Annotated in this window: 16 protein-coding genes; 6 read left to right on the top strand and 10 right to left on the bottom strand. The window is 70.1% G+C overall.

All coding sequences use genetic code 11. The annotated features are described in order from the left end of the window. Positions 1-4: 4 nt before the first annotated feature. From recA to AB0M48_RS41130, 4 genes are all read right to left on the bottom strand, one after another. Positions 5-1,051, bottom strand: a complete 1,047-nt coding sequence (gene recA / locus AB0M48_RS41115) for a recombinase RecA (protein WP_363853339.1) — start codon at positions 1,049-1,051, stop codon at positions 5-7. A gap of 146 nt (positions 1,052-1,197) precedes the next feature. After that, on the bottom strand, positions 1,198-1,392 hold the full coding sequence (locus AB0M48_RS41120; RefSeq protein WP_363853343.1) for a DUF3046 domain-containing protein: 195 nt from the start codon (positions 1,390-1,392) through the stop codon (positions 1,198-1,200). 9 nt (positions 1,393-1,401) lie between these two features. Then, positions 1,402-2,664 (bottom strand): MFS transporter, encoded by a 1,263-nt coding sequence (locus AB0M48_RS41125; RefSeq protein WP_363853346.1) that lies wholly within the window; start codon positions 2,662-2,664, stop codon positions 1,402-1,404. Positions 2,665-2,717: 53 nt separating this feature from the next. Further along, positions 2,718-4,580: an Hsp70 family protein gene (locus AB0M48_RS41130; protein ID WP_363853348.1), complete on the bottom strand. Its 1,863-nt coding sequence runs from the start codon at positions 4,578-4,580 to the stop codon at positions 2,718-2,720. 109 nt (positions 4,581-4,689) lie between these two features. Between AB0M48_RS41130 and AB0M48_RS41135 the strand changes: the two genes are divergently transcribed. Beyond that, the gene (locus AB0M48_RS41135) at positions 4,690-9,231 is read left to right on the top strand and encodes an ATP-dependent helicase (protein ID WP_363853351.1); all 4,542 of its coding nucleotides are present in this window, start codon (positions 4,690-4,692) and stop codon (positions 9,229-9,231) included. Here AB0M48_RS41135 and AB0M48_RS41140 read toward each other — a convergent pair whose 3' ends face one another. The 4 genes from AB0M48_RS41140 to AB0M48_RS41155 all read right to left on the bottom strand — a co-directional run bounded on the left by AB0M48_RS41140 (position 9,232) and on the right by AB0M48_RS41155 (position 12,205). Beyond that, positions 9,232-10,218 (bottom strand): 1-aminocyclopropane-1-carboxylate deaminase, encoded by a 987-nt coding sequence (locus tag AB0M48_RS41140; protein WP_363853354.1) that lies wholly within the window; start codon positions 10,216-10,218, stop codon positions 9,232-9,234. It abuts the gene before it with no gap. Next, positions 10,215-10,844: a GntR family transcriptional regulator gene (locus tag AB0M48_RS41145; RefSeq protein WP_363853356.1), complete on the bottom strand. Its 630-nt coding sequence runs from the start codon at positions 10,842-10,844 to the stop codon at positions 10,215-10,217. Before AB0M48_RS41145 ends, AB0M48_RS41140 begins: the two co-directional genes overlap by 4 nt. Before the next feature lie 315 nt (positions 10,845-11,159). Beyond that, on the bottom strand, positions 11,160-11,720 hold the full coding sequence (locus tag AB0M48_RS41150; protein WP_363853359.1) for a GNAT family N-acetyltransferase: 561 nt from the start codon (positions 11,718-11,720) through the stop codon (positions 11,160-11,162). Then, a complete protein-coding gene (locus AB0M48_RS41155) occupies positions 11,717-12,205 on the bottom strand; it encodes a YbaK/EbsC family protein (protein ID WP_363853362.1) in 489 nt (162 codons plus the stop codon). The genes AB0M48_RS41150 and AB0M48_RS41155 overlap by 4 nt, the downstream gene beginning before the upstream one ends. Positions 12,206-12,408: 203 nt before the next feature. On the opposite strand from AB0M48_RS41155, the gene AB0M48_RS41160 reads away from it, so the two are divergent. Then, entirely contained in the window at positions 12,409-12,828 is a 420-nt protein-coding gene (locus AB0M48_RS41160; protein ID WP_319984280.1) for an SAV_6107 family HEPN domain-containing protein, read from the top strand. Further along, entirely contained in the window at positions 12,825-13,571 is a 747-nt protein-coding gene (locus tag AB0M48_RS41165) for a maleylpyruvate isomerase N-terminal domain-containing protein (RefSeq protein ID WP_363853365.1), read from the top strand. Before AB0M48_RS41160 ends, AB0M48_RS41165 begins: the two co-directional genes overlap by 4 nt. On the opposite strand, the gene AB0M48_RS41170 is transcribed toward AB0M48_RS41165, so the two are convergent. Continuing rightward, the gene (locus tag AB0M48_RS41170; protein WP_363853368.1) at positions 13,548-15,113 is read right to left on the bottom strand and encodes an alkaline phosphatase D family protein; all 1,566 of its coding nucleotides are present in this window, start codon (positions 15,111-15,113) and stop codon (positions 13,548-13,550) included. The genes AB0M48_RS41165 and AB0M48_RS41170 overlap by 24 nt on opposite strands. 24 nt (positions 15,114-15,137) lie before the next feature. Between AB0M48_RS41170 and AB0M48_RS41175 the strand changes: the two genes are divergently transcribed. Beyond that, positions 15,138-15,632, top strand: coding sequence for a VOC family protein (locus AB0M48_RS41175; protein ID WP_363853371.1), 495 nt, complete (start codon positions 15,138-15,140; stop codon positions 15,630-15,632). Between the two features lie 63 nt (positions 15,633-15,695). After that, complete coding sequence (locus AB0M48_RS41180; RefSeq protein WP_363853374.1) at positions 15,696-16,001, top strand: hypothetical protein; 306 nt, start codon at positions 15,696-15,698, stop codon at positions 15,999-16,001. Positions 16,002-16,215: 214 nt separating this feature from the next. Here AB0M48_RS41180 and AB0M48_RS41185 read toward each other — a convergent pair whose 3' ends face one another. Further along, on the bottom strand, positions 16,216-17,868 hold the full coding sequence (locus AB0M48_RS41185) for a DUF885 domain-containing protein (RefSeq protein WP_363853376.1): 1,653 nt from the start codon (positions 17,866-17,868) through the stop codon (positions 16,216-16,218). A 107-nt stretch (positions 17,869-17,975) separates the two neighbouring features. Here AB0M48_RS41185 and AB0M48_RS41190 point away from each other — a divergent pair, with 107 nt between their 5' ends. Then, positions 17,976-18,629 carry a DUF3153 domain-containing protein gene (locus tag AB0M48_RS41190; RefSeq protein WP_363853379.1) on the top strand — a complete coding sequence of 218 codons (654 nt, stop codon included), beginning with the start codon at positions 17,976-17,978 and terminating at the stop codon, positions 18,627-18,629. Positions 18,630-18,720 lie beyond the last annotated feature (91 nt).

Genomic DNA, 18,720 nt, shown 5'->3' on the forward strand with positions numbered 1-18,720 from the left:
CCTCTTAGAACTCGACCGGAGCGGCGGGAACCGTCTCGTCTGCGTCGAGGGTGGCGCCGATGCCGAGCTTGTCCTTGATGCGCTTCTCGACCTCGTTCGCGATGTCCGGGTTGTCCAGCAGGAACTTGCGGGCGTTCTCCTTGCCCTGGCCCAGCTGGTCGCCCTCGTAGGTGTACCAGGCACCGGACTTGCGCAGGATGCCCTGGTCGACACCCATGTCGATGAGCGAGCCCTCGCGGCTGATGCCCTTGCCGTAGAGGATGTCGAACTCGGCCTGCTTGAACGGCGGCGCGACCTTGTTCTTCACGACCTTGACCCTGGTGCGGTTGCCGACGGGCTCGCCGCCGTCCTTCAGGGTCTCGATGCGGCGCACGTCCAGACGCACGGAGGCGTAGAACTTCAGCGCCTTACCACCGGTCGTGGTCTCCGGGGAGCCGAACATCACGCCGATCTTCTCGCGCAGCTGGTTGATGAAGATCGCGGTCGTGTTGGACGTGCTGAGCGCACCGGTGATCTTGCGCAGCGCCTGGCTCATGAGGCGGGCCTGCAGACCGACGTGGTTGTCGCCCATCTCGCCCTCGATCTCGGCGCGCGGCACGAGGGCGGCGACCGAGTCGATGACCAGGATGTCGAGCGCGCCGGAGCGGACCAGCATGTCCGCGATCTCGAGCGCCTGCTCACCGGTGTCGGGCTGGGACACCAGCAGCGCGTCGGTGTCGACGCCCAGCTTCTTCGCGTACTCGGGGTCGAGCGCGTGCTCCGCGTCGATGAACGCCGCGATGCCGCCGGCCCTCTGCGCGTTCGCGACGGCGTGCAACGCCACGGTCGTCTTACCCGACGACTCCGGACCGTAGATCTCGACGACCCGGCCACGCGGCAGGCCACCGATGCCGAGCGCCACGTCCAGGGCGATCGCGCCGGTCGGGATCACGGCGATCGGGGCACGGCCCTCTTCGCCGAGGCGCATCACGGAGCCCTTGCCGAACTGCTTGTCGATCTGCGCCAGGGCCAGCTCGAGCGCTTTGTCCCGGTCGGGTGCTGCGGGTGCCATCTTGGGTCCACCTTTTGTCGTCTGCCGTTGCTTCGTCATGTTGGACCTGACGCTACTGGCGGGGTCTGACAATTCTGCGAAGCCGGGGGTCGCAGCCACTGTAGCCGAACACGTGTTCGAGCACACGCGACACTCCCGGCGCCCGCTCAGCGGCGATTCTCCGGAACGTCGAACGCTTCGCAGACCGCGATCCAGACTTCTTTGGCCTCGGTTCCGGCCTCCAGCGCCTCGTCGGCGGTACGGCCCCCGAGCGACGACAGCACGTGGTCATGGGCGATCATCTCGGCCCTGACCTGGCCGAACTCCCCTGCCATGAGTTTGCGGAACATGGTGATGCGCACCGCAAGACCCTAACGAACGGGCCTGCGCAGCGATGCGAGGAGGCACACGACCAGCAGCGGCAGCGCGGTGAACCCGACGATCAGCCCGAGCGCCGCGTACGACCACGCCGTCACGACGATCCCGGCCACCGCTCCGCCGATGGCACCGCCGACGTTCATCATCAGGTCGGACAGCCCCTGCGCGGCGGGCCGGTCCTCGACCCGCACGGACTCCGTCAGCAACGCGGATCCCGCCACCAGCCCGGCCGACCAGCCGAAGCCGAGCAGCGCCAGTCCCACGGCGAGTTGCGGGGCGTCGTGCGAAGGCGCCGTTCCCGCGACCCCGGACGCCGCCACCACCAGCGACGCGCCGATCGCGAGCACCGGCACGCGGCCCAGCCGGTCCGCCATCCACCCGAACAGCGGGCTCGCGGCGTACATCGCGGCGACGTGCAGGCTGATCACGACGCCGACCACGCGCAACGACGACCCGGCGTGGTTCATGTGCACCGGTGTCATCGACATCAGCCCGACCATCGCCGTGTGGCACAACATCACACCAACGAGTGCAAGTCGTGCCATCGGCCCGAGCGTCGCCCAGATCTTCAGACCGCGGGGGCTCTCGCCGCTGGAGCCTCCGGCGCAGCAGTCCGCGGGTTCAACCGGTCGGGTGCTCTTCACGACGACCAGCGGGTCCGGCCGCAGCCCGAACTGGATCACCAGCACCGCGGCCACGAGCACCGCGGCCGCCAGCAGGAACGGCCCGACGCCCGCCGGGAGACCCAGCGCGACGGCCGCCCGTCCGGCGGGATCGGCCAGGTTCGGGCCGATGATCGCGCCGATCATGGCCGCCCACACCACACGGGAGAGTTCACGCGCACGGCGATGCGGATGCGCCAGATCCGTTGCGGCGTAACGGGCCGCGTAGTTCGCGCTGGACGCCCCTCCGAACAGGAGGAGACCTACCAGCAACAGCTGCCACGACCCGAGGCCCACGGCGGCCGCGGCGATCACCGCGCCGAGCCCGCCCGTGCCGTAGCCGAGGACGAGCGCGGGACGACGCCCGCCGCGTTGTGCGAGCCGGGCCCCCGGCAGTGCGAGCAGCGCGGCACCCGCGACGGCCGCGGTCTGCGCGAGTCCGCCCACGGCCTCGGACCCGGACAGCGTTGCGGCGATCAGCGTGCTGAACGCGAGGCCGATCGTCACCGCCGCCGACCCCAGGATCTGGGTGCCGGTCAGCACGCGGACGACCTTGCGCTGCACGCGTTCGACCTGCGGCGCGACGGTCACCATGATCACGATCGTGGCACGGCCGGACCTCTCGCCGACAGGTCCATCAGGGGCGGTTACTCCCCCGGTTGCACGGACTTCTCGAAGAAGTCGGCCATCTCGTCCGCCTTGAGCTCGTCCGCGTTCTCCTCGGCGGTCTTGGTGAGGATGCCGAACATCGGGCGGCCCTTGGCGGTGAACACCAGCACGCCGGTGCCGCTCGACGTGGCCGTGCTGTAGTCGCCCTCCAGGCCGTTGCCGGTCCAGTCGGCCTCGACGCGGTCGGTCTGGAACGACTTCGCGATGGAGTCCGCGTTGTTCTCCGCGCCGGTGACGCTGTCGGTGAGGATGTACTGGACCTCGTAGCCGTCGCGGATCGTGCAGCTCACGACCGTGCCCTTGATCTCCTCCATGCCGGTGATCTGCGCGGAGTCGGCCTTCTCGCAGCCGCCACCGTCCGGCACGGTGCCCGCGAGCTGGCGCAGGCACTTCGTGAATCCCTGGCCGTCCTGCGAGGTGTCGTCCTTGCACTCGTCGGCGCTGGGCAGGCTCGGGCCGGACAACGCGAAGACCGCGCCGATCACGCCCGCCACCACGAGCACGGCGGCGCCGGCACCGATGAGGACCCTCTTGTTGTCCTTCTTCGGCGCCTGCTGCTGCGGGAAGTTCATCGGGTAGCTGCCGCTGGCGTTCGGGTTCACCTGATAGGTGCCGCTCGCCGAGTACGCGCCGCTCGGGTACGAGCCACTGGGGTAGGAACCGCTCGGGTACGAGCCACTCGGATACGAGCCGCTGACCACGGGGTTCGGACCGCTGACGTTCGGGTTCACCGGGTGCGGGCCGGTCACGGCGGGGCTGACCGGCGCGGTGACGACCGTGGGCGGCTCGACGAACTTGGGCTTGTCGTCCTCGGCCTTGAGCGTGATCATCGCCCGGTCCACGACCTGCGCGCCGGACGCGACGATCGTCTCCGGGTGGTCGGGGTTGGTCGGGACGATGCCGACCTTCTCCGCGATGATCTGCGCGACCAGCGGCATACGGCAGGAGCCGCCGACGAGGTAGACGTGCTCGGGCGTGACGCCGGCGCTGCGGACCGTGGAGATGAGCACCTCGGTGCTGCGGATCAGGCTCGGCCTGATCAGCGCCTCCAGTTCCGCGCGCGTGATGACGACCTTCTCGAACGGCTCCGGCATCAGGACCTCGACCTGGGGCAGCTCGGAGAGGTCCTCCTTCGCGAGCCTCAGTTCCTCGCGCAGGCCGAGGCAGGCGCGGTGGTCGTCGACGGTGACCGGGCGCATCAGCCGCTGCCAGCCGGCCGGGTCCTTGTGCGAGACCGTGCGGCCGATGTGCTCCATCAGCGCCTGGTCGACGTCGAGACCGCCGACGTCGCTGAGGCTGCCGTCCGCCAGGATGCGGTGCTGGGAGTCGAGCACGGAGACGTCGAACGTGTCGGCGCCGAAGTCGTAGACGGCGAGCGGGCGGCCACCGCCGAGCGAGGCCACCGCGATGGCCTCGGGAACGGGCACGAGCTCGCCGGTCATGCCCGCGAGCCTGGCCGAGGACAGCAGCCTGTTGCGCCTGGTCGGGCCCCACTCGGCCGGGTGCGTCAGGCGGATCTCGTCGAGGTGCTCGCCCTTCAGCAGCGCCGTCACGGCCTCCATGACACGCGCGTAGATGGCCGCGAGCGCGTCGTTGGTCGGCAGGTTCTGCTCACCGAGCTTGATCGTCGCCTTGTCGATGTGGCGCTTGGGGTTCGGCTCGTAACGCGACGGGTCCTGGCGCGAACGCCGTTCCGCTTCCCGGCCGACGCGCAGGGAACCGTCCTCGTCGAGGTAGACGGACGAGGGCATCGTGGGCCCACCGTCCACATCCACCACACCGTGGTCGGACAGCACCGCAACCGTGTTGGCGGTGCCCAGGTCGACGGACAGGACGCGCACCGTGCTCCCCTCGCAGGACGTACGTGGTGATCGTGCCACAGCGGCCTTTGCCGAGTGCTCGGACCTGCGTAATCAGAAATTGTCGGACCCCGGCGTCATGATGGTCGCCATGGACGTGATGGAGGCATTCTCACCGGCGACCAGGCAGTGGTTCGCCGGGGCCTTCGCCGCGCCAACCCAGGCGCAGACGGGTGCGTGGGCGGCCGCGGCGGCGGGCGAGCACGCGCTGGTCATAGCCCCGACGGGCTCGGGCAAGACGCTGGCCGCGTTCCTGTGGGCGCTGGACAGGCTGGCTTCTTCTTCCACGCCGTCGGAGCCGAAACGGCGCTGCCGGGTGCTTTACGTCTCACCGTTGAAAGCGCTGGCGGTGGACGTCGAACGAAATCTGCGCGCTCCTCTGGCCGGCATCAGGCAGGCGGCGCACCGGCTGGACCTGACCGAGCCGTCGATCACCGTGGGCATGCGCACGGGTGACACGTCGCCGGAGGAACGCAGGGCCTTCGGGCGCACGCCCCCGGACGTGCTGGTGACGACGCCGGAGTCGTTGTTCCTGCTGCTGACGTCGTCGGCACGCGAGTCGTTGCGCGGCGTGGAGACGGTGATCATCGACGAGGTGCACGCGGTGGCGGGCACCAAGCGCGGCGCCCACCTCGCGTTGTCACTCGAAAGGCTGGACGCGCTGCTCGACCGGCCGGCGCAGCGGATCGGGTTGTCGGCGACGGTGCGGCCGGTCGAGGAGATCAGCACGTTCCTGTCCGGCGGGCGGCCGGTGTCCGTGGTGCAGCCGAAGACGCCCAAGGTCATCCAGGTCGAGGTGGAGGTGCCGGTCGAGGACATGTCGCTGCTCGGCCAGCCGACGGGTGAGGTGTCGGGCTCGGCCGCCGGAGCCGAGCAGCGCACCTCCATCTGGCCGTCGGTCGAGGGACGGATCCTGGAGCTGGTGCGGGCGCACCGGTCGACGATCGTCTTCGCGAACTCGCGGCGGCTCGCGGAACGGCTGACCGCGCGGTTGAACGAGCTCGCCGAAGAGGCGGCGGAGCTGGAGTCGTTCCCGGCCGAGGCGATCGGCCAGTCCGGGATGACGGTGCAGAAGACCGCGTCCGTCGCTCGCGCGCACCACGGCTCGATGTCGCGGGAACAGCGCACGGCCGTGGAAGAAGATCTGAAGTCGGGCCGGCTGCCCTGCGTCGTGGCGACGTCGTCGCTGGAGCTCGGCATCGACATGGGCGCGGTCGACCTGGTGGTGCAGGTGGAGGCGCCGCCGTCGGTCGCGTCCGGGCTGCAGCGCGTCGGCCGGGCCGGGCACCAGGTGGGCGCGGTGTCGCGGGGCGTGATGTTCCCGAAGTTCCGCGGCGACCTGGTGTCGTGCGCGGTGGTGGCGGAACGGATGCGGGACGGCGCGATCGAGGCCGTGCGGTTCCCGCGCAACCCGCTCGACGTGCTGGCGCAGCACATCGTCGCGATGGTGGCGATGGAGACGTGGACGGTCGAGGAGCTGACGGCGCTGGTGCGGCGGGCGGCTCCGTTCGCCGGGCTGCCGGAGTCGGCGCTGAACGCGGTGCTGGACATGCTGTCCGGCCGGTATCCGTCCGAGGAGTTCGGCGAGCTGCGGCCGCGGATCACCTGGGACCGGGTGAACTCCGAGCTGCGCGGCCGGCCCGGTTCGCAACGGCTGGCGGTCACCTCCGGCGGCACGATCCCCGACCGGGGGCTGTTCGCGGTCATGACGCCGGCCTCGGAGAACGGGCCCGGCTCGCGCGTCGGCGAGCTCGACGAGGAGATGGTCTACGAGTCGCGGGTCGGCGACACGTTCCTGCTGGGCACGTCGTCGTGGCGGGTCGAGGACATCACCCACGACCGGGTGATCGTGGTGCCCGCGCCGGGTCAGCCCGCGCGGATGCCGTTCTGGAAGGGCGACGCTCCCGGGCGTCCGCTCGAACTCGGCCGTGCGATGGGCAAGTTCCTGCGCGAAGTGTCCACGATGGAGGATTCGGCGGCGCGCGAACGCGCCACGTCCGCCGGTCTGGACGAGTGGGCGACGGACAACCTGCTGGCGTACCTGGGCGAGCAGCGCGAGGCGACGCGGCACGTGCCGAACGACAGGACCGTCCTGGTGGAACGGTTTCGCGACGAACTGGGCGACTGGCGGCTCGTCGTGCACTCCCCGTTCGGTGCTCAGGTCAACGCGCCGTGGGCTCTCGCGATCGCGGCCCGCCTGCGGGAGAAGCGCGGTGTCGAGGTGCAGGCGGCGCACTCCGACGACGGCATCGTGCTGCGCTTGCCCGACGCCCTGGACTACGAGGGCGTCGAGGTGACGGCGGGCGCGGAGGACGTGCTGCTCGACCCCGACGAGGTCGAGCAGATCGTGGTCGCGGAGGTGGGCGGCTCGGCGTTGTTCGCGGCCCGGTTCCGCGAGTGCGCGTCCCGTTCGCTGCTGCTCCCCCGCCGCGATCCCAAGCGCCGCACCCCGTTGTGGCAGCAGCGGCAGCGGTCGGCACAGCTGCTGTCGGTCGCCTCGAAGTACGAGAGCTTCCCGGTGGTCCTGGAGGCGATGCGCGAGTGCCTGCAGGACGTGTACGACGTGCCGGGCCTGAAGGAACTGATGTCGGACGTCCGCGCGCGCAAGGTGCGCGTGGTCGAGGTGGAGACCCCGTCGCCGTCTCCGTTCGCCCGCAGCCTGCTGTTCGGGTACGTGGGCATGTTCCTCTACGAGCTGGACGCTCCGCTGGCGGAACGGCGGGCGGCGGCGTTGTCGCTCGACTCGACGCTGCTCGCGGAGCTGCTCGGCTCGGAGGCGATCCGCGAGCTGCTCGACCCGGAGATCGTGGCGGAGGTCGAACGCAGCCTGCAGCGGCTCTCCGAGGACCGGCGGCCGCGGCACGCCGAAGATGCCGCGGACCTGTTGCGGTTCCTCGGAGACCTCTCGGACGCGGAGGCGCTCGAACGCGGAGTGCCCCGCGAGTGGCTGGACGAACTGGTGGCCGAGCGCCGGGTGATCCGCGTCCGGATCGCCGGCGAGGAACGCAGCATCTCGATCGAGGACGCGGGCAAGGTCCGCGACGCCCTCGGTGTCGCGCTTCCGGTCGGCGTGCCGGAGGCGTTCACCGAACCGGTGGCGGATCCGCTGGGCGACCTGCTGAACCGATACGCCCGCACCCACGGGCCGTTCCCCGCCTCCGAACCCGCTGCCCGCTTCGGTCTGGGCGTGGCCGTGGTGACGGGTGTGCTGGAACGGATGGCGGCCACCGGCCGGTTGGTGCGCGGGGAGCTCCGTCCCGGCGGCACGCACACCGAGTACTGCGACGCGGACGTGCTGCGGCGCCTGCGCCGGGCGTCGCTCGCCCGGCTGCGGTCCGAGGTGGAGCCGGTCGAACCAGCCGCGCTGGGCCGGTTCCTGCCGCAGTGGCACGGCCTGGGCCGGCGGTTGCGTTCGGCACCGACGGTCGACGACGTGTTCTCGGTGGTGGAACAGCTCGCGGGTGCACCACTTCCCGCGAGCGCCTTCGAATCGCTGCTGCTCCCGTCCCGGTTGCCCGGCTACTACCCGGCGTTGCTGGACGAGCTGACGGCGTCCGGCGAGGTGACGTGGACGGGCTGCGGCTCACTGGCCGGTGGCGACGGCTGGATCGCGCTCGCCCCCGCGGACGTGGCCGACCTGCTGCTGCCCGACCTGGTGCCGGAGTCGATCCCGGAGTCTCCGCTGCACACCGCGGTCCTGGAAGCGCTGTCCGGCGGGGCGTTGTTCTTCCGCCAGGTGGTCGACCGGGCCTCGCTGTCCGTGACGTGCACGGACGCCGAGGTCGTCGGCACGCTGTGGGACCTGGTGTGGGCGGGGCTGATCACGAACGACACGTTGTCGCCGTTGCGCGCGCTCGTGTCCGGTGGCGGCGCGGCGCACAAACCTCGTCGCAGTGCTCCGCGGGGCCGCTACGCCCGGCTGCGTTCTCGTCCCGACATGCCTTCTCGCACGGGCCCGCCGTCCGCAGCCGGCCGCTGGTCTCTCGCGGTGACCCCGGCCGACAACCCGACCCGCCGAGCCCACGCGCGCGCCGAGGCCTTCTTGGAACGTCACGGCGTGCTGACGAGGGGTGCTCTCGACACCGAACGCGTGACGGGTGGGTTCAGTGGCGTCTACAAGGTGCTGCGGGCCATGGAGGAGTCGAACCAGGTCATCCGCGGTTACGTCGTCGAAGGGCTGGGCGCCGCCCAGTTCGCGGCACGAGGCGCGGTGGACCGTCTGAGGGCGTTGTCGCGGCCGCCCGGTCAGCCCTCGCAAGCCGATGAGGTCGCGGTGGTGCTCGCCGCGGCCGACCCGGCCCAGCCCTACGGAGCCGCTCTGTCGTGGCCGGATCCGCTGGGCGAGGGCAAGCACAGGCCGGCGCGCAAAGCCGGCGCGCTGGCGGTGCTGGTCGACGGCACCCCGGTGCTCTACGTGGAGCGAGGAGGTAAGTCGCTGCTGTCGTTCACCGACGACGATCAGACCCTGCGCACCGCCGCGAACGCCCTGAGCCGGGCTGTCCGCGACGGCTGGCTGGGCCAGCTGGCGGTCCAGCGAGCCGATGGCGAGATCGCGCTCACCTCGCACCTGGCGACGGTCCTGCAGGAGGCCGGTTTCCGCGCCACGCCGAAGGGCTTGCGCCTGCGAGCGTGATCAGGCGGGAAACAGCGAGCTGTAGGCGTTGAGCGCCGGCTGTCCGCCGAGGTGGGCGTAGAGGACCGTGGAGTCGTGGTCGATCTCACCCGACGACACGAGGTGGATGAGCCCTGCCAGGGACTTCCCCTCGTAGACCGGGTCGGTGATCATCGCTTCCAGCCCGGCACCGAGGCGCATGGCCTCCAGTGTGGACTCGTCGGCGATGCCGTAGGTGCCGGCGTGGAAGCGGTCGTCGAGGAGGATGTCCTCTTCGGACACCGTGACCTCGCGGAGCTTGGCGGTGTTGTGCGCGATGCGGGTGATCTGGTCGAGGGTCTCGGCGGGTTTGGCGGACGCGTCGATGCCCAGCACGCGGCGGTTGGTGTCGTTCGCGAAACCGGCGACCATGCCCGCCTGGGTGCTGCCGGTGACGGAGCAGACGATGATGGTGTCGAAGAAGACGCCGAGCTGGGCTTCCTGCTGGCGGACCTCGTCGGCCCAGTTCGCGAACCCCATGCCGCCCAGCGGGTGGTCGGAGGCTCCGGCGGGGATCGGGTAGGGCTTGCCGCCGTTCGCGCGCACCTCGTCGATCGCCTGTTCCCAGGCGGGCTTGACGCCGATGCCGAACTCGGCGTTCACCAGCCGGACGTCGGCTCCCATCATGCGGCTGAGCAGGATGTTGCCCACGCGGTCGCTGCCGACGTCGGACCACTCGACCCAGCTCTCCTGCACCAGCACGGCTTTGAGACCGGCGCGGGCCGCGGCGGCCGCGACCTGGCGGGTGTGGTTGGACTGGATGCCGCCGATCGACACGAGGGTGTCGCAGCCGGTGGCCAGGGCGTCGGCGACGAGGTACTCGAGCTTGCGGGTCTTGTTGCCGCCGTAGGCGAGGCCGGAGTTGCAGTCCTCGCGCTTCGCCCAGACGGCGGCGCCGCCGAGGTGGGCCGTGAGGCGGTCCAGGCGGTGAACCGGAGACGGACCGAAGAGAAGCGGGAATCTGTTCACAGTTCCTCCTTCAGCGTGTTCCAGTTCTGGTCGACCAGGGTCGTGGCCAGCAGTTTGTCGCCCTGCTCGCACGCCTCGACGATCTGCTGGTGCTGCGTCACGGAATGCCGTGCGTTCGGCGAGGAGAACCGGCTGTGCTCGATCCTGCGCACCAGCGGCGTGAAGCGGTCGATGGTCGCGGCGATCGCGAAGTTGCCGCAGCAGCGGACGGCCACGGCGTGGAACTCGTCGTCGGCGGCCAGCGCGGCGGCAGCGTCGTCGGCGTCGAGCGCCTTCTTGAAGGCCTTGTTCGCGGCGCGCATCACGGCGATGTCCTCGGCCGTCATCTTCGGCACCGCCAGCCCGATGGCGAGGGAGTGCATCGTCTGCACGACGACGAGCGCGTCGTGCACGGGCTCCGCTTCGAGCGCGGTGACACGGGTGTACGCGTGCGGCTTGGTCTCGACGAGACCCTCGTCGGTCAGCGTGGCGAGCGCCTCCCGCACCGGAGTGCGGGACAGACCCAGCCGTTCCGCCAGCTCGACGTCCTTGATGGGCGTACCCGGCTCCAGATCGCCGCGCACGATCGCCGACCGGATCTCGGCTGCCGCCCGCTCCTTCAACGACCCATATCCAATATATTGCATATTGGTGAGACTAGGGCTGGGCTCGATTGATCGCAACCAAGGCCAGTTGACCTGGCGATATACGCTTCGCGCCCATGCCACGCCGCGCACCAGGCGCCATTGCAATGAGTCTTTTGCGGACGTCCGCAAACGTTTTTTGCATGAAGACGGCGCGCTCGACGTGGCCGAGAGGAGGGCGGGTACAGCCTCGCGGCACGCCGCGATCAGGTCGGACCGTGCGCGCGTTCAGCTACGAGATGCCCGAGGAGAGCGGCTGCCGGCTGAGGTACGTGATCGACTGAACGGGGAACCGGACTGGCTCTCAGCGCCTGCCGGTCAGATCGGCAGCTTGCGGCCGAGGACCGCGAACGGGCGCGGGTCGCCGGTGAACTGGTAGTGCCGCAGCACGTCCTCGAAGCCGACGCGGCGGTAGAGCTTCCACGCCTTGCTCGGGCCCTCGGGCGTGGAGAGCAGCACGCAGGAGGACCGCACGCCCTCCAGCAGGCGGCGCAGCAGTTCCTCGCCGAGGCCACGGCCCTGCGCGCGCGGCAGCACGTGCAGTTCGGTGAGTTCGAAGTAGTCGGTGAGCCAGCTGTCGACGACGGCGGGCGGCGAGACCTGCATCAGTCCACGCCGCACCTGCTCGTGCCACCACTGGCCGGCCGCGCCGCGGTAGCCGTAGCCGATGCCTACGAGTTCGTCCTGCTCCCCCAGCGCGACGACGCAGCGCCAGTCCTCGCGCATCATGTGGGCGAGCCACATCGGGGCGCGCTGCTCGACGGTGGCGGGCGGGTAGTTCATCGCCGTCACGTACAGCGCGAGCGCTTCGCCCAGCCGCACGTTCAGTTCCGAGGCGGTGATCTCGACGATGCGCTCCAGGCGCGGCGAGGCCGTCATGCCTTCACCGCCGCGACGCGTCCGCCCGTCAGCGCCACCAGGTCCGCGAAGGTCGTGGGGTAGACGGCGTGCGGATGGCCCGCGGCGGCCCAGATCTCCTCGTAGCCGGCCAGCGACTCGTCCACCACGGTCTCGATCGGCGCCGGGTGCCCGACCGGCGACACGCCGCCGATCACCTGGCCCGTGTGCTCGCGGACGAACTCGGGGTCGGCGCGCTTGACGGCGTCCGCGCCCACGAGTGCGGCGACCAGTGACGTGTCCGCGCGGTGTGCGCCCGACGTCAGCACCAGCAGCGGGGCCGCCTCGCCGTCGCGCACCGCGGCGAACACCAGGCTGTTCGCGATCGCGCCTACCTGCACACCTACCGCCTCCGCCGCGGCCGCCGCGGTCCGCACGGCGTCCGGCAGCACGACGATGCGTGCGGCGGTGGCGGGCGGCAGGGCTTCCGCGACCTTGCGGATTCCGGGGTGTTCGAGCGCACTCACGTCTCCATGAGACCACGACTCGTGCCCACGCGGTGGGCCGGGTTGAGGAATCCATCAGCTGGCAGCTACGCTGAGGGGGACTCGAACATGTGTTCGAGTCTCACCATGCCTCGGAGGTGGGGTGGGGGAAGCACCCCACCTCCGAGAGCCGCCGGCTTCCCCTCGGCGGTGACGTCGTTCACCGACGCCACGAGGAGGCCGAGATGACAGCCGATCTTTCGAATCCGGCAGCCTTCCCCATTCCGTTGCCCCCCGCGTCCGCACTCGTCCTGCTGCGGCAGGCTCACGACTCGCTCGCCGAGTCGGAGCGCACGCCCGAGCCCCCGGAACGGTTCGCGACCGCTTACCTCGCCGCGTTACGCGCTGCTGCCGCAGTCCTCGCCTTGCGTGGACGGCCCCACCGCGGACGGTCGAGGCCGACCAGCGCGTGGGTGCTGCTCGCCGCGATGGCACCGGAAATGAGTGAGTGGGCGGCTTTCTTCGCGTCGTGGTCGTCCACACGGGCCGCCGTACTTGCGGGAATCACCAGACATGTCAACGCGCGCACTGCAGACGACCTGGTGCGCCAAACCCATCTGTTCGTGGCGCTCGTCGACCGCGTGATGAGCGAGGCACAGCCGTGAACCATCTGGAAGTTCTGCGTCGTGAGGCGGAGTTGCTCGTCATGTCCGCGATCGGCCAGCCACCGCACAAGGGTGTGCCCGCCTGCCCTGGCCTGAACCTCGGCGAGACCGTGCGGCACATCGGCGGCGGCTATCGCGGCGCGCTGGCGTGGATCAGGCTCGGCCGCGAGCCCGAGATCGGGGAATGGCAGGACTATCCGGAGCCCGGCGAGGACGCGCTGGAGTTCATGCGGTCGGGCGCGGAGGCCGTGATCGCGGAACTCGAAGCGCACGACGAGGACGAGCCGTGCGCGACGTGGTGGCCTGATCAGCAGAACTACGGGTTCTGGCGGCGACGGCTCGCGCACGAGACGACGGTGCACCGCATGGACGTCCAAGGTGCCGCGGGCATGGAGGTCGGTGCCCTCGACGACGAGGTCGCGGTCGACGGCGTCGACGAGGTGCTCACGTTGTGGCTGGGGCACAAGCTGGACGTGCTCGGGGTGCGGGGGTCGCGGGACAGCCTCGTCACCATCCAGGTCGAGGACCACCTGTGGCTCACGCGCTGCGGACCGCACGGCGCGTCGGCGTGGCGCGTGGTGGACCCGGAGGACACCCACGTCGCCGACGCACAGGTGTCCGCGGGCCCGATGACGATGTACCGCTGGCTGTGGGGACGGTTGCCCGACCGGATGGTCGAGGTGGTCGGCGACCACGACGCGATCGCGCAGTTGTGGGCGCTACTGCGGCTCGCGACCAAGTAGCACGCTCGCGGTCTCCTCGCCCGTTGCCGACAGCAGCCGGTAGCGGGCGCGGCGACCGTCGAAGTCCAGCAGTGCCACGGAGTTCCCGAAGTGCGGGCCACTCGTCTTGCGCCAGTGCACCAGGTCCTCCGGCACACCGGCCAGCGTCGCGAGCCGGCGGAACACCCACGACGCCGCGCGGGACCACGACAGCCGGAACGCAGGACGCAGGAACTTCGGCGCCTCGTTGTGGATGGGCGAGCACACGAGTTGTGCGACCAAGGCCTTGGTGGGCCTGGGGAACTCGGCCTCGGCGACGTAGCTGTGGTGAACGTCGCCGGAGAGCACGCACACCGTGGCGGAGCCGTTGTTCGCGGCCTTCTCAATCATGCGGGAGAGCCGGTCGAACGATTCGCGGAACGCGGGCCAGTGCTCCAGGTCGACCGCCTGCCTGATCCCTTCCGCCGCCTTGCCCTGCCAGCCCGGCTTGCGCGCGCCGATCTCGTTGAGGGACTGGAAGTGGCTGAGCGCGTGCGGCATCAGCCACGGCAGCGACGAGCCGATCAGCAGGTGGTCGAAGTCGCCTTCGGTGTTCTGCTCGATCCACTCGAACTCTTCGTCGCTGACCATCTGCCGCTTGCCCTCGTCGAGGATGCGGCCGGAACGCGTGTCGACCATCAGCAGCCTGGCGCGGCCGAACTCACGGCGGAAGCTCCACCACGTCGACTTGCGGCCCTCCACCTCCTTGTCCGCTTCCTCGGCGAACTCCTCCAGCAACGGCAGCACGTCCGTGTCCTGGGCCTTCACCTTGGCGTACAAGGCGTTTCGCGCGAGCTCGTCCGGGCCCAGGTTGCCGAGGTGTTGGTAGACCCAGTAGGAGGAGATGGCGCCGCGGATCCTGTCGCGCCACCACGGCTTGTCCGCCATCTCCTTGCGCCACACCGCGGACGTGTTCCAGTCGTCGCGCACGTCGTGGTCGTCGAAGATCATCGACGTCGGCACGACCGACAGCAGCCAGCGGATCTCCGGGTCGCCCCAGGTCTCGTGGTAGAGACGGGCGTACTCGCCGAAGTGCACGACCTCGCCGTCGGGTTCCTTCGTGCCGTTCCTGCTTTCCCGCAGCCACTGCTTGGTGGCCTCGGTGGGTTCGTCGGCGTAGACCTGGTCCCCCAGCAGGATCAGCGCCTGGGGCCACTCCGATTCCGGCGTGGCCATCAGCCGTTGCGCGAACGCGTCGAGGGCGTCGGGGCCCACCGGCTGGTTCGGGGCGGCGCGGCACGACCCGAAGGCGATCCGGCGGACCTCGCCGGTGCGGATGACCGGTTTCGGGAAGCCGCTGCCGGGTTCGGGCCAGACGCTCTCGCCGTCCAGGCTCACGTCGTACTCGGTGCGGGGCCCCAGGTCCTCCAGCCGGACGAGCGCGAAGTGCTGCCTGCCCGCCTGGAACGTGCGTGCGGTGTGACCGGCGATCGTGACCTCGCACGAGGCGTCCGTCTCGACCCACACCGTCGCGGACGACGCGTCGACATATCTCAGGAGCGGTCCGAGCACCAGCTTCGCCACGCGCGAGACAGTACCCTCGCACGAGTGGAAATCACGTTCGAGGCGGCGGATCCCCCCGCGCTGGCCGCGTTCTGGTCCGAGTTCGCCGGTGACGAGATCGAGCTGACGTTCGTGTGGAGCGACATCCCGAAGATCGAGAAGAACCGGGTGCACCTCGACCTGGCCTCGACGTCGCCCGAGCACCAGGCGGACATCGTGGCGCGGGCGTTGAAGCTCGGTGCCGAGCACGCCGACGTCGGTCAGATCGACGTGCCGTGGGTGGTGCTGCGCGATCCGCAGGGCAACGAGTTCTGCGTCCTCGAACCCCGGCCCGAGTACCCCGGCGTGATCGCCGCCGTCGTCGTCGACTCACGTGATCCGCTGGCGTCGGCCGAGGCGACCGGGCACCCGGTGGTGCGCAGCGGCGACGGCTTCGCCTCGGTGCGGCCCGAGCCGGGTCCGTGGCTCGAGTTCGTGCGGACCGACGACCCGGAGCCGATCACTAACCGCGTGCGCGTCCGGTGGGCCGACCCGGCGTAACGGCCGGAGGCGATCCCGCGACAGCCGGTCCATCGGACCAGCCGCCGCAGGAGGACGTGCCACGTGAGCATCTGGGAGAAGCTGTCGGTCGAGGAGAAGGTTCGCGAGGCGCTCGGGACCGTCACGATCGTCAACGAGTCGGGGCACCACTTCGGCCGGCCCTACATGACCGCCTACCAACTGGCGATCAAGGTCGACCGTGCGCACCCGGAGGTCGCCCAGGAGCTGAAGGCTGAGGTGGGCGCACGGGCAAGGGGTACAGCCTCGCGCAGTACCTGGCCCACCAGCTGTCCCAGCGGATCAAGAAGGGCGGCGGCGACTACGTGGTCGAAGGCGCCTTCTTGTCCAACGACGACGTGCACAAGCTGACCTACACCGGACCGGATGGCGCCCCGTTCGACAGCAGCCTCACCGGCACGGGCTTCGACGTCTCGATGTTCCGTCTGCGAAGCGCACGCGGCCACTGATATCCGATATCAGACCGCTGATATATCGGCTTATGCAAAGACGTTTGCGGAAGTCCGCAAACGTCTTTGCATAAGGGCCGTAAGCGCTGGTCAGAGCGTTGCGCCGGGCGGTGGCATCAGAGGGCGGCCAACCGTTCACGAAGGGTGTCGAGGCCCATCGCGCCCATCTCCAGGGCTTCCTTGTGGAAGCGCTTGAGGTCGAAGTCGGCGCCCTTGCGGATCCGCGCGTCCTCGCGGGCGGCCAGCCACAGGCGCTCGCCGATCTTGTACGCCGGCGCCTGGCCCGGCCAGCCGAGGTAGCGGTCGATCTCGTCGCGGATGTGCGCGGGCTCCGAGAGGGTGCGGGTCATCATGAACTCGAGGCCGAGCTCGGGGGTCCAGCGCTCGCCGGGGTGGAAGCCGGTGCCGGCCGGGATCTCCAGTTCCAGGTGCATGCCGATGTCGATGATCACGCGCGCCGCGCGGAACAGGTGGGCGTCGAGCATGCCGAGCAGGTCGCCGTCGTCGTCGAGGTAGCCGAGTTCGCGCATGAGGCGTTCCGCGTAGAGCGCCCAGCCCTCGCCGTGGCCCGACACCCAGCACATCAGGCGCTGGAAGTCGTTCAGCGTCTCGGACTGGTACACCGCCGTCGCGCACTGGAGGTGATGGCCCGGCACGCCCTCGTGGTAGACCGTCGAGGTCTCGCGCCACGTCGGGAACACCGACTTGCCCTCGGCGATCGACCACCACATGCGGCCGGGGCGGGAGAAGTCCGCGGTCGGCTGCGTGTAGTAGGCGCCGACGGCACCGCCGGGCGGGGCGATCCTGCACTCGAGGTTCATCAGCGCGTCCGGCAGGTCGAAGTGCACGTCGCGCAGGTCGAGCAGGGCCTTGTCGGACAGTTCCTGCATCCACGCCTGCAGGCCGTCCTGGCCGTGCACCTGGTAGCGCGGGTGCTCGTCGAGGAACGCGGCGGTCTCCGCCAGGGTGGCGCCCGGCTTGAGCCGCGAAGCCACCTCCTTCATCTCGGCCTCGATGCCGAGGAACTCCTCCCAGCCCCACGCGTAGGCCTCGGCCAGGTCGAGCCGCGAGCCGGTGAAGTAGCGCGAGCCGAGGCGGTAGCGCTCCTCGCCGACCGCGTCCTTCGTCGGCGCCTGAGGAGCCAGCGTCGTGCGGAGGAACGAGGCGAAGTCCGCGTAGGCGGCGGCAGCGGCGGTGGCGCCGGCGTCGAGAGAGGTGCGCACGGAACCGTCGACGTCGGCGGAGGCGGCGAACGGGCCGAAGAACGTCGAGGCGAAGGTGTCGCACTGCTTGGCGACCTGGGTGACCTGACGCAGTGCGGAGACGTGGCCGCGGGAGGCGGCGTGCGAGAGAGAGGCGCGCAGACCGTCGAGTGCGGCGGGCACGGCGGAGAGGCGGCGGCCGATGGTGGCCCACTGCTCCGGGGTGTCGGTCGGCATCTGGTCGAAGATGTCGCGCACGGACTGGATCGGGCTCGCGATGACGTTCAGCGAGGACTCGGTCTCACCGGCCTCGTACAGCTCGTGTTCCAGGCCCGTGCGTTCCAGGAAGACGGCGCGTGCCGCTTCCTCGGAGGCATCCGCGGGCTGTGCGGCGGTGACGGCGGCGAGAGCGCGGACGGCGACCTCGTCGCGCGCCGCGTGCCCTTCCGGGGAGAGGTCCGTCAGCTGGTCGTCGGAACCCGCGAAGCCCAGGCTCGTGGCCGTGATGGGGTCGAGCGCCACGTAGTCGCGGACGAATTTGTTGCTGATCTCGTGCACGGATGCCATGCGCCGAGACGCTACCTCGCGCCTGTCGACACCAAAAGGTAGTTAGTCAAGCTCACGACCTTCGGAGGGAACCTGCGTCGTTTGGGCCGTGCTGGCAGGATGTCCGGGTGCGTCGTTCCCGGGCACTGCTGCTGCCGGTCTTCTTGCTGCTCACCCTGTTCTCGCTGAGTGGTTGCGTTCGCGTGTACGCCGCCATGGCCGTGTCCGACGACGACCGCATCTCCGGCGAGATCGTCGCGGCCACGCCCCCGACGCAGGACAACGACCCCGGTCCGCAGCTCAAGGTGCCGCCGGAGCTCGCGAGCCGCGTCACCACCAAGCCGTACCGGGTGGAGGCGTACGCGGGCACGCAGCTGTTCTTCAACGGCCTGTCGTTCGACGAGATGCGGACGCTGTCGACGTCCACCAGCTCGTCCAACAGCCGCTACAGCCTCAACTTCCGCCGGTCGGGTGATCTTGTCACGCTCTCGGGGTCGGTCGACCTGACCCAGGTGCCCGTGGAACGCGCGGACATCCAGATCAAGGTCAGCTTCCCCGGCAAGATCGTGAACACCAACGGCCGCGAGGAGGAGAACAACACGATCGCGTGGTCTCCGAAACCCGGTCAGGCGTCGATGCTGCAGGCCACCGTGCAGTACGCGGGCGAGAACTCCAGCTCGTTCTTCGGCTGGGCGCTGCTGGTCGCCGGGCTCACCGGCGGTGCCGCGCTGATCGTCGTCGTGCTCGCGCTCATGGCGCACAAACGCAACGTCACGCTCTAGACGAGTAAGTCCTAACTGATCAGTGGTCATAGGCGATCAGGGATCGGGTGATGGGCTGGCCGGTGGCGCGGTTGTGCCAGATCGCGGCGGT

Origin of the sequence: Lentzea sp. NPDC051208 (assembly GCF_040682435.1) — a bacterium.
In the GTDB taxonomy this organism is placed as follows: Bacteria; Actinomycetota; Actinomycetes; order Mycobacteriales; family Pseudonocardiaceae; genus Lentzea; species Lentzea kristufekii.

Bases quoted from the DNA above. Each gene is read 5' to 3' on its own strand.
- recA (WP_363853339.1), bottom strand. From the start codon at position 1,051: ATGGCACCCGCAGCACCCGACCGGGACAAAGCGCTCGAGCTGGCCCTG.
- AB0M48_RS41125 (WP_363853346.1), bottom strand. From the start codon at position 2,664: ATGGTGACCGTCGCGCCGCAGGTCGAACGCGTGCAGCGCAAGGTCGTC.
- AB0M48_RS41135 (WP_363853351.1), top strand. From the start codon at position 4,690: ATGGACGTGATGGAGGCATTCTCACCGGCGACCAGGCAGTGGTTCGCC.
- AB0M48_RS41145 (WP_363853356.1), bottom strand. From the start codon at position 10,844: ATGCAATATATTGGATATGGGTCGTTGAAGGAGCGGGCGGCAGCCGAG.
- AB0M48_RS41150 (WP_363853359.1), bottom strand. From the start codon at position 11,720: ATGACGGCCTCGCCGCGCCTGGAGCGCATCGTCGAGATCACCGCCTCG.
- AB0M48_RS41160 (WP_319984280.1), top strand. From the start codon at position 12,409: ATGACAGCCGATCTTTCGAATCCGGCAGCCTTCCCCATTCCGTTGCCC.
- AB0M48_RS41185 (WP_363853376.1), bottom strand. From the start codon at position 17,868: ATGGCATCCGTGCACGAGATCAGCAACAAATTCGTCCGCGACTACGTG.